12 protein-coding genes are annotated in these 10,342 nt (G+C 55.3%); 10 read left to right on the top strand and 2 right to left on the bottom strand.

The features are described 5' to 3' along the window. Positions 1-101: hypothetical protein (locus tag ACZAHD_RS18885; protein WP_462458143.1), on the bottom strand; the 101-nt coding region annotated here is incomplete at its 3' end. Positions 102-339: 238 nt separating this feature from the next. Here ACZAHD_RS18885 and lpcA point away from each other — a divergent pair. Further along, positions 340-921 (top strand): D-sedoheptulose 7-phosphate isomerase, encoded by a 582-nt coding sequence (gene lpcA, locus ACZAHD_RS18880; RefSeq protein ID WP_462458142.1) that lies wholly within the window; start codon positions 340-342, stop codon positions 919-921. Between the two features lie 108 nt (positions 922-1,029). Further along, positions 1,030-1,797 (top strand): class II glutamine amidotransferase, encoded by a 768-nt coding sequence (locus tag ACZAHD_RS18875; RefSeq protein ID WP_462458141.1) that lies wholly within the window; start codon positions 1,030-1,032, stop codon positions 1,795-1,797. On the opposite strand, the gene dpaA is transcribed toward ACZAHD_RS18875, so the two are convergent. After that, positions 1,768-2,508, bottom strand: a complete 741-nt coding sequence (gene dpaA / locus ACZAHD_RS18870; protein WP_462458140.1) for a peptidoglycan meso-diaminopimelic acid protein amidase — start codon at positions 2,506-2,508, stop codon at positions 1,768-1,770. The genes ACZAHD_RS18875 and dpaA overlap by 30 nt on opposite strands. 412 nt (positions 2,509-2,920) lie before the next feature. Between dpaA and ACZAHD_RS18865 the strand changes: the two genes are divergently transcribed. From ACZAHD_RS18865 to dinB, 8 genes are all read left to right on the top strand, one after another. Then, positions 2,921-4,264 carry a Na(+)-translocating NADH-quinone reductase subunit A gene (locus ACZAHD_RS18865; RefSeq protein WP_462458139.1) on the top strand — a complete coding sequence of 448 codons (1,344 nt, stop codon included), beginning with the start codon at positions 2,921-2,923 and terminating at the stop codon, positions 4,262-4,264. A 3-nt stretch (positions 4,265-4,267) separates the two neighbouring features. Next, complete coding sequence (locus ACZAHD_RS18860; RefSeq protein WP_462458138.1) at positions 4,268-5,506, top strand: NADH:ubiquinone reductase (Na(+)-transporting) subunit B; 1,239 nt, start codon at positions 4,268-4,270, stop codon at positions 5,504-5,506. Then, on the top strand, positions 5,499-6,293 hold the full coding sequence (locus ACZAHD_RS18855) for a Na(+)-translocating NADH-quinone reductase subunit C (RefSeq protein WP_462458137.1): 795 nt from the start codon (positions 5,499-5,501) through the stop codon (positions 6,291-6,293). Before ACZAHD_RS18860 ends, ACZAHD_RS18855 begins: the two co-directional genes overlap by 8 nt. Continuing rightward, the gene (locus ACZAHD_RS18850; protein ID WP_462458136.1) at positions 6,286-6,924 is read left to right on the top strand and encodes an NADH:ubiquinone reductase (Na(+)-transporting) subunit D; all 639 of its coding nucleotides are present in this window, start codon (positions 6,286-6,288) and stop codon (positions 6,922-6,924) included. Before ACZAHD_RS18855 ends, ACZAHD_RS18850 begins: the two co-directional genes overlap by 8 nt. Positions 6,925-6,927: 3 nt before the next feature. Continuing rightward, on the top strand, positions 6,928-7,527 hold the full coding sequence (gene nqrE, locus ACZAHD_RS18845; RefSeq protein ID WP_100684751.1) for an NADH:ubiquinone reductase (Na(+)-transporting) subunit E: 600 nt from the start codon (positions 6,928-6,930) through the stop codon (positions 7,525-7,527). 11 nt (positions 7,528-7,538) lie between these two features. After that, positions 7,539-8,762 (top strand): NADH:ubiquinone reductase (Na(+)-transporting) subunit F, encoded by a 1,224-nt coding sequence (gene nqrF, locus ACZAHD_RS18840; RefSeq protein WP_462458135.1) that lies wholly within the window; start codon positions 7,539-7,541, stop codon positions 8,760-8,762. A gap of 2 nt (positions 8,763-8,764) precedes the next feature. Continuing rightward, entirely contained in the window at positions 8,765-8,980 is a 216-nt protein-coding gene (gene nqrM, locus ACZAHD_RS18835; protein WP_004858255.1) for a (Na+)-NQR maturation NqrM, read from the top strand. A gap of 274 nt (positions 8,981-9,254) precedes the next feature. Beyond that, positions 9,255-10,310 (top strand): DNA polymerase IV, encoded by a 1,056-nt coding sequence (gene dinB, locus ACZAHD_RS18830; protein WP_131050412.1) that lies wholly within the window; start codon positions 9,255-9,257, stop codon positions 10,308-10,310. The last annotated feature ends 32 nt before the right edge of the window (positions 10,311-10,342 follow it).

Raw genomic sequence — 10,342 nt, 5'->3', positions numbered from 1 at the left:
GTCCAGACGAGCAAAATCACGCTGCTCAGCAGGAGATTAATTCGGTGATAGAAGAGCGCACCGAGTAAAACAACGGTTGCAACAATACTCAAAATCATCATAGAGAAATGCTCCCTGTCTTGTAGGAGGTCTGACCACTTGTGATGATATGGTTGTAGTGGATGTAATTTGTTTTAGCAATGTGTTTACAAAATAATTACAACCTTGCTCACATTGTTATTCGGAAATGCGGCACGTAAAATCAAAACCACGGCGGATAACGTCGGCTGCGGCTTCTCGCTTCGGCGCCTATCCGGTACACTGCCAGGGTTATTCCAACCATACTGAAGGATTATCCTCATGTACCAGGATCTTATTCGTAACGAACTGAACGAAGCGGCGGAAACGCTGGCTCACTTTCTGCAGGACGAAGCCAATATTCACGCGATTCAGCGTGCCGCGGTGCTGCTGGCTGATAGTTTTAAGGCCGGTGGTAAAGTCCTCTCCTGCGGTAACGGTGGTTCCCACTGCGATGCGATGCACTTTGCAGAAGAATTGACCGGGCGCTATCGTGAGAATCGCCCTGGCTATCCGGCGATTGCGATTTCAGACGTTAGCCATCTGTCCTGCGTCAGTAACGATTTTGGCTATGAGTACGTCTTCTCCCGCTACGTCGAGTCCGTGGGTCGCGCCGGCGATGTGCTGCTGGGGATTTCCACTTCCGGCAACTCCGGCAACGTGATTAAGGCGATTGAGGCTGCCCGCGCCCAGGGGATGAAGGTCATCACGCTGACCGGCAAGGACGGCGGTAAAATGGCGGGTTCCGCTGATGTTGAAATTCGCGTGCCGCATTTTGGTTATGCCGATCGTATTCAGGAAATTCACATTAAAGTGATTCATATTCTGATTATGCTGATCGAAAAAGAGATGGTTAAGGCCTGATAACATGGTGTCGGGCGGCACGGTCTGTGCCCGACCAGCGGGCTGAGTTGTAGGCCGGGTAAGCTGCGAGCCCACCCGGCTTTGCCTGAAAGTGCGAAGAGGTGATGTATGTGCGAATTGCTCGGGATGAGCGCGAATGTGCCAACAGATATTTGTTTTAGCTTTACCGGGTTGGTCCAGCGCGGTGGAGGCACCGGCCCGCATAAAGATGGCTGGGGTATTACCTTTTATGAAGGTAAAGGCTGTCGCACATTTAAGGATCCGCAACCCAGCTTCCAGTCGCCGATTGCGAAACTGGTGCAGGACTATCCCATCAAATCGTGCTCGGTCATCGCCCATATTCGCCAGGCTAACCGCGGTATCGTTGCGTTGGAAAATACCCATCCTTTTACCCGCGAGCTGTGGGGACGCAACTGGACCTATGCACATAACGGCCAGTTAGAGGACTATGAGTCCCTGGATACGGGAAATCTCCAGCCGATCGGCGAAACCGACAGCGAAATAGCTTTCTGTTGGCTGCTGCACTGCCTGACCGAGCGCTATTCGGGGAGTCCGGATGATATGGTTGAGGTGTTCAGCTTTATCGCTACCCTGGCGGGCTCGTTGCGGGAAAAAGGTGTCTTCAATATGCTGTTGTCGGACGGACGTTACGTAATGGCGTTTTGCTCGACAAATCTGCACTGGATAACGCGGCGGGCGCCATTTGGCGTAGCAACGTTACTGGATCAGGATGTAGAAATTGATTTTCAGCGGGAGACCACACCCAACGATGTGGTCACCGTTATCGCCACTCAGCCGCTGACCGGCAACGAGACCTGGCATAAAATCATGCCAGGTGAGTGGGCGTTATTTTGTCTCGGGGACCGTGTAGTTTGAAGCCAGTTGTGGCTGGATAACTTCATGACTGAGCGGTTTGCTGACGATATAGCGGCCATCGACCACTGAGATAACCGGCGGCTTGTGGGTTTGCTGGAAATAGTCGTAGCCTGGCTTCAGCTGTTTCCAGAAATCCGCATAGTAGGAGTATTTGTGGCGCTCCATATTGGCATTGGTCATGCGGAAAGGATAAATGCTGACCTGCACGCTGGACTGACCGAACACTAATGCACCGGTGACAAACTGGAAAATCTCATCAATGCTGTTATCCGTCATCGCGTAGCAACCGATGGATACACAGGCACCGTGAATCATCAGGTATTTACCCTCATAACCATGGGCGCGATCGTAGGCGTTCGGGAAGCCGATATTAATGGCTTTATAGAAACGGCTGTCAGGCTTGAGCTGATTGCGCGCCACGGTATAAAAACCTTCCGGACTTTTGAAGTCGCCCTGACGCTGTTTCGGCCCCAGACCGCCGGAATAGTTACAGATCCGGTAGCTGTCGAGTAGCTGGTAGGTTTCGCCCATTTTGACGTAGAGATCGAGCGTGCGCTCTTCTTTGAAGATCTCAATGTAAACCGGGGAACCCATTAATTGTTGCTTGTATTCTTTGCTAACCGGCGTCGTCGAGCCGCTATTGCTGAGTAACCCAGCAAATGAAACGCACGGCAACAGAAGCATCGCAATAAATAATGCGATTTTGCGCATACTGCTTATTCCTTGATAAATCAAAAAACCACATTGCCAGGACGGCAAGAGATACCCGAAATCAGACTTTTCTGGATTTAGAGCGCTCACATTAGCATCACGGCAGTTTTTCGCAAGCGCGGCCGCGCCACGTTTACAATTTAGTTCTCCTTTATAGCGAATCTGACCTTAAAACGCAGTCAGAACTTTGCGCAACAGGTCTCACTTTACAGGTTGTTAGTCGTGGTTTATCTACAGCCTTCACTCACAAAATGTTACACTTACATCGATTAACGATCAGGGTAAGAAAGGATGCTTCTCTCCCGTTTTGCGCGTCACCTGGAGCGCAATTTTCCTTTTTCTCTGGTTTCCCATCAATGTTGCTGGCCTCGTTCTGATGGCGGGGTTTAGGTTACGGATACCTGCTAACAATATGATTAAAATCACAAAAGGGCTGAATTTGCCCATAGCTGGCATGCCATCACAGCAGATCACTTCGAAAGTTGCGGTTAAACGTGTCGCGCTGTTGGGCGAAGAATACGTCGGTATGCGCCCTTCCATGGCGGTGCGCGAAGGTGATCGGGTACAAAAAGGGCAAACCCTGTTCGAAGACAAAAAGAATCCCGGCGTCTGCTTTACCGCACCTGCGGCTGGGGTGATTGGCGCCATCCATCGCGGCGAACGTCGGGTTCTGCAATCCATTGTTATTGATGTCGACGGCGATGAGGCCGTCTCTTTTTCCCGTTATGCGCCAGGCGATCTGGCGGGATTGTCGCGAGAAACCGTGCAGCAGCAACTGCTGATTTCTGGCCAATGGACGGCTTTTCGCACCCGTCCGTTCAGTAAAACACCGGCCCCGGGCAGCGTACCGGCGGCGATTTTCGTGACCGCTATCGATACCAACCCGCTGGCGGCAGATCCGCAACCGATTATTCTGGCCCATCGTGAGGCCTTTGATGCGGGGCTCACCGTACTCACCAGCCTGACGGATGGCAAAGTGTATGTCTGCCAGGCCAGCGGTGGCAAACTCGGTGGCCACCCGTCAGGGAAAGTGACGTTTAATCAGTTTGCCGGGCCGCATCCGGCCGGGCTGGCAGGCACCCATATCCATTTCCTTGAGCCCGTCAGCCTGAAGAAACAGGTCTGGCACCTTCACTATCAAGATGTTATCGCCATTGGTCGGCTGTTTCTCGACGGGGAACTTTACAGTGAACGCGTGATTGCGCTCGGAGGCCCGCAGGTCAAAGAGCCGCGGCTGATCAAAACCTGCTGCGGTGCCAGTCTTGATGAACTGCTGGCCGGTGAACTGCTGGACGGCGAAAGCCGGGTGATTTCCGGCTCTGTGCTGAGCGGCATCCACGCGCAGGGGCCGTATGCGTTCCTTGGCCGCTATCACCTGCAGGTGAGTGTCGTGAAGGAAGGGCGTGAGAAAGAGCTGTTTGGCTGGGCGATGCCGGGAAAAGACAAGTTTTCGATTACCCGCACCACGCTTGGACATTTTCTCAAACACAAACTGTTCAATTTCTCAACGGATACCCACGGCGGCGAGCGGGCGATGGTGCCTATCGGCAACTACGAACGCGTGATGCCGCTGGATATTTTGCCGACACATCTGCTGCGAGACTTGCTGGTGGGAGACAGTGACAGTGCGCAGGCGCTGGGCTGTCTCGAGCTGGATGAAGAGGATTTAGCGCTCTGCACCTATGTCTGCCCGGCAAAATATGAATACGGCCCGCTGCTGCGTGACGTCTTAACCCGCATTGAGCTGGAAGGATAAGTGATGGGTTTGAAAAATCTGCTGGAAAAAATTGAGCCGCATTTCACCCACGGCGGCAAACTGGAAAAGTACTACCCGTTATATGAGGCGGCGGCGACCATTTTCTACACGCCGGGTCAGGTGACGAAAGGCGCCTCTCATGTCCGTGATGCCATCGACCTCAAGCGTATGATGATCCTGGTGTGGCTGGCAGTGTTCCCGGCGATGTTCTGGGGCATGTATAACGTCGGTCTGCAAACTATCCCCGCGCTGCACAAACTCTACGGCGCGGAGCAACTGCAGCAGGTGATCGCCAGCCACTGGCACTATAACGTGGCGCAGCAGCTAGGGGTGGACTTTGGCCCGAATGCGGGCTGGCTGAGTATGATGGGTCTGGGCGCAGTGTTCTTCCTGCCCATTTATCTCACCGTGTTTATCGTCGGCGGTTTCTGGGAAGTGCTGTTCGCCATCGTGCGCAAACATGAAATCAATGAAGGCTTCTTTGTTACTTCCATTCTGTTCGCGCTGATCGTGCCGCCGACGCTGCCGCTGTGGCAGGCGGCGCTGGGCATCAGCTTTGGCGTTGTGATTGGCAAAGAAATTTTTGGCGGCACCGGCCGTAACTTCCTCAACCCGGCGCTGGCCGGGCGCGCATTCCTGTTCTTTGCCTGGCCGGCGCAAATCTCCGGCGATCTGGTGTGGACGGCGGCGGACGGTTTCTCCGGCGCAACGCCGCTTTCTCAGTGGGCGAGCGGCGGCGGGGAAGCGCTGGTCAATGTCACCAGCGGCCAACCGGTCAACTGGATGGAGGCGTTCCTCGGCAACATTCCGGGCTCCATCGGCGAAGTCTCGACGCTGATGATCCTGATTGGCGGCGCGATTATTCTCTTTGGTCGTATTGCTTCCTGGCGCATTGTCGCCGGGGTGATGATTGGCATGATTGCCACGGCGACGCTGTTCAATCTGATTGGTTCTGCGACTAACCCGCTGTTCGCCATGCCGTGGTACTGGCATCTGGTGCTCGGCGGCTTCGCCTTCGGCATGATGTTTATGGCGACTGACCCGGTGTCGGCGTCGTTTACGGATAAAGGGAAATGGAGCTATGGCCTGCTGATTGGCGTGATGTGCGTGCTGATTCGGGTGGTCAACCCGGCCTATCCGGAAGGGATGATGCTGGCGATCCTCTTCGCCAACCTTTTCGCACCGCTGTTCGATTACCTGGTGGTGCAGGCCAATATTAAGCGGAGGAAGTCGCGTGGCTGAGAAGAAAAGTAACGATAGCACCGGCAAAACGCTGCTGGTGGTGCTGGTGCTTTGCCTCGTCTGCTCCATTGTGGTCGCCGGATCCGCCGTGGGGCTGAAGTCGCGCCAGCAGGAGCAGCGCGAGCTGGATAAACAACGCAATATCCTCGCCGTGTCCGGGCTGATGACGCCGAAGATGAGCGCTGACGAGGTGGAGTCCGTTTTTGCCGCCCGAATCTCCCCGCGGCTGGTGGATTTAGCCAGCGGCGAGCTGCTGGACAAGGATCCGGGCAAATTCAATCAGGCGCAGGCGCTGAAAGATCCTGCGCAAAGCATCTCACTGGACGTCAGCCAGGACCCGGCGGGCATCAAGCATCGGAGCAATATTGTCGAAATTTACCTGGTGCGCGATGAGCAGCAGCAGATTCAGGAAGTGATCCTGCCGATTTACGGCAACGGTCTGTGGTCGATGATGTACGCCTTCGTGGCGCTGGGTACCGATGGTCGTACGATAAAGGGCCTGACGTATTACGATCATGGCGAAACGCCGGGGCTGGGCGGCGAGGTGGAAAACCCCAACTGGCGTCAGCAGTTTATCGGCAAGCAGGTGCTTGACGATAGCGGCCATCCGGCGCTGAAGGTGGTGAAAGGCGGGGCGCACCCGGGGGATATCCACGCCGTTGACGGCCTGTCCGGGGCGACGCTGACCGCGAATGGCGTGCAGCATAGCTTTGATTTCTGGATGGGCGAGCTGGGCTTCGGCCCGTTTCTGAAAAGAGTGCGTGACGGAGAGCTGAATAATGGCTGAAGCAGGCGATACGAAAGAGATGAAGCGCGTGCTGGTGGGGCCGCTGCTGGCCAATAACCCCATTACGCTGCAGGTACTGGGCGTCTGTTCGGCGCTGGCGGTGACCACCAAACTGGAAACCGCGCTGGTGATGACCATCGCGGTAACGCTGGTGACCGCCTTCTCCAGCATGTTTATCTCGATGATCCGCCACCACATTCCCAACAGCGTGCGCATGATCGTGCAGATGACGATCGTGGCCTCGCTGGTGATTGTGGTGGATCAGCTGCTGCGCGCTTTTGCCTATGAGACCTCCCGGCAGCTGTCGGTCTTTGTCGGGCTGATCATCACCAACTGCATCGTGATGGGGCGGGCGGAAGCGTACGCCATGAAGTCGCCGCCGCTGGCCAGTTTTATGGACGGTATCGGCAACGGGCTGGGCTATGGCGCCATTCTGATGGTTGTCGGTTTCCTGCGCGAGCTTATCGGTAGCGGCAAGCTGTTTGGCATTACCGTGCTGGAGACAGTGCAGAACGGCGGCTGGTATCAGCCGAACGGCCTGTTTCTGCTGGCGCCGAGCGCCTTCTTCATCATCGGTTTGCTGATCTGGGCCCTGCGCAGCTGGAAGCCGGAACAACAGGAAAAGGAGTAAGCGATGACGGCTCACTATCTCAGCCTGTTTGTCCGTGCCGTATTCGTAGAAAACATGGCGCTGGCCTTCTTCCTCGGGATGTGTACCTTCCTGGCGGTGTCGAAAAAGGTCTCCACCGCCTTTGGTCTCGGCCTGACGGTCACTATCGTGCTTGGGCTGGCGGTACCGATCAATAACCTGATCTATAACCTGGTTCTACGTGACGGGGCGTTGGCGGAGGGCGTCGATTTAAGTTTCCTCAACTTTATTACTTTTATCGGGGTGATTGCCGCGCTGGTGCAGATCCTCGAGATGATCCTCGATAAGTATTTCCCGGCGTTATACCACGCGTTGGGGATCTTCCTGCCGCTGATTGCCGTGCACTGCGCCATTTTTGGCGGTGTCTCCTTCATGGTGCAGCGTGACTACAACTTCCCGGAATCCATTGTCTATGGCTTCGGTTCCGGTATCGGCTGGACGCTGGCAATTGTTGCCCTGGCGGGCATCCGGGAAAGAATGAAATATGCCAACGTGCCCGCCGGTCTGCGCGGGTTAGGGATCACCTTTATTACCACGGGTCTGATGGCGCTGGGCTTTATGTCATTTTCCGGTGTGCAGCTATAAGGGCGGAAAGTATGGAAATTATTCTTGGCGTGGTGATGTTTACGCTGATCGTGCTGGTGCTGTCAGGATTGATCCTGGCGGCGCGTTCGAAGCTGGTCAACGCCGGTGATGTGGTTATTGAAATCAATAACGAAGCGGATAAACAGATCCGCACCCCGGCGGGCGATAAGCTGCTGAACACGCTGTCCAGCAACGGGATCTTTATCTCTTCTGCCTGCGGCGGCGGCGGTTCCTGCGGCCAGTGTCGGGTGACGGTGAAGGAAGGGGGCGGTGATATCCTGCCTACCGAACTTTCCCATATCACCAGGCGCGAGGCGAAAGAGGGCTGCCGTCTGGCCTGCCAGGTCGCGGTGAAACAAAACATGAAGATCGCGTTGCCGGAAGAGATCTTCGGGGTCAAAAAATGGCAGTGTGAAGTGATCTCCAATGATAACAAAGCGACGTTTATCAAAGAGCTGAAGCTGCGCGTGCCGGACGGTGACGTTGTGCCGTTCCGTGCCGGGGGGTATATCCAGATCGAGTGTCCGTCGCACAAGGTGGCGTATGCTGACTTTGACGTGCCGGACGAGTACCGTGCGGACTGGGATAAATTTAACCTTTTCCGCTATGTTTCCGAGGTTAAAGAGCCGACGCTGCGCGCCTATTCGATGGCGAACTATCCGGATGAGAAGGGCATCATTATGCTCAATGTGCGTATCGCGACGCCGCCGCCGAAAGTGCCGGATGCGCCGCCGGGGATCATGTCTTCGTATATCTGGTCGCTGAAAGCTGGCGATAAGGTGACGATTTCCGGGCCGTTTGGCGAGTTCTTCGCGAAAGAGACTGACGCCGAGATGGTCTTTATCGGCGGTGGCGCCGGGATGGCGCCTATGCGTTCGCATATTTTCGATCAGCTGAAACGGCTGCACAGCAAGCGCAAAATCAGCTTCTGGTACGGTGCGCGTTCGCTGCGTGAAATGTTCTATGGCGATGAGTTTGAGCAGCTGGCAGGTGAAAATCCGAACTTTACCTTCCACGTGGCGCTTTCCGACCCGCTGCCGGAAGATAACTGGAACGGCCACACCGGCTTTATTCATCATGTGCTGTATGAAAACTACCTGCGCGATCACCCGGCGCCGGAGGAGTGCGAGTTTTATATGTGTGGGCCACCGGTGATGAATGCCGCGGTGATCAAGATGCTAAAAGATCTTGGCGTTGAGGATGACAACATCATGCTTGATGACTTTGGAGGTTGATGATGCTGACGGTGTTTGTGGCAACCTTTGTCATTTTCGCGCTGGTTATTCTGGGGATGTCTTTGGGATATCTGATAAAGCGTAAAAGTCTCCAGGGCAGCTGCGGCGGCATTTCATCGCTGGGGCTTGAGAAAGTCTGCGACTGCCCGGAGCCTTGCGACGCACGTAAAAAGCGCATGGCTCGCGAAGCGCAGCGCCAGCAAAATCGGATCCTCTGAATTTGTCGTTTCTACAGGCCGTGCCGCCGGACAAAACGTCCGGAGGCGCTATGCTAACCCGGCCTGTTATTCTGTGATTTTGTAGGCCCGGCAAACGCCGTGCCGCCGGGCAAAACGCTGTGTGGCGCTATGCTAACCCGGCCTGTTATTCTGTGATTTTGTAGGCCCGGCAAACGTAGTGCCGCCGGGCAGCCTTTCTCGCAGCCCCATTCCCGCACTTCTCATTGCTCGATATTTTACTGTATACTTAACCAGTAATTATTGAGGGCTGAGTATGCGCAAAATTATCCATGTCGATATGGACTGCTTTTTTGCCGCCGTGGAAATGCGGGATAATCCAGCCCTGCGTGATATCCCCATTGCCATCGGCGGTAGCCGGGTACAGCGGGGCGTGATCAGCACGGCCAACTATCCGGCGCGCAAATTTGGCGTGCGTAGCGCGATGCCAACCGCGATGGCCCTCAAGCTTTGCCCGCATTTAACCCTGCTGCCTGGCCGCTTTGAAGCCTACAAACAGGCCTCGTCCCATATCCGGGAAATCTTCTCTCGCTACACATCATTGATTGAACCGCTGTCTCTGGATGAGGCGTATCTCGACGTCAGCGATAGCGTACATTGCCAGGGCTCTGCCACGCTGATTGCGGAAGAGATTCGCCAGAGCATTTATCACGAGCTTCAGCTGACCGCCTCCGCCGGTATCGCGCCGGTAAAATTTCTGGCGAAAATCGCCTCCGATATGAATAAACCCAATGGTCAGTTTGTGATTGCGCCGCATCAGGTCGCGGAGTTTGTCCGCACGCTGCCGCTGGCGAAGATCCCCGGCGTGGGGAAAGTTTCGGCCGCAAAGCTGGAAAGCATGGGGCTGCGCACCTGCGAAGATGTGCAGAAAAGCGACCTCGCCATGTTGCTTCGCCGCTTTGGTAAATTTGGTCGTATCCTGTGGGAGCGTAGCCAGGGAATTGATGAGCGGGAGATCAACAACACCCGACAGCGTAAATCGGTTGGCGTTGAACGTACGCTGGTGGAGGATATCCATGAATGGTCTGCCTGTGAGAGCATCATCGAGAATCTTTATCAGGAGCTGGAGCGGCGGTTGCTGAAGGTCAAACCGGACCTGCTGATTGCCCGTCAGGGGATAAAGCTGAAATTCAATGATTTTCAGCTGACCACTCAGGAGCACGTCTGGCCGCGCCTGAATAAAGAGGATTTGCTCTCCACCGCCTACAAAGCCTGGCACGAACGGCGGGGCGGCCGTGGAGTACGGCTGGTGGGGCTACACGTGACGCTGCTCGATCCCCAACTGGAGCGGCAACTGGTACTGGGATTATAACGATGCTGAAGATCAGACCCTATTGCGACGAC

Origin of the sequence: Raoultella sp., assembly GCF_039594335.1 — a bacterium.
In the GTDB taxonomy this organism is placed as follows: domain Bacteria; phylum Pseudomonadota; class Gammaproteobacteria; order Enterobacterales; family Enterobacteriaceae; genus Klebsiella.
The sequence above is the reverse complement of the archived record's forward strand: the minus strand, read 5'-3'. Positions and strand labels throughout refer to the sequence as shown.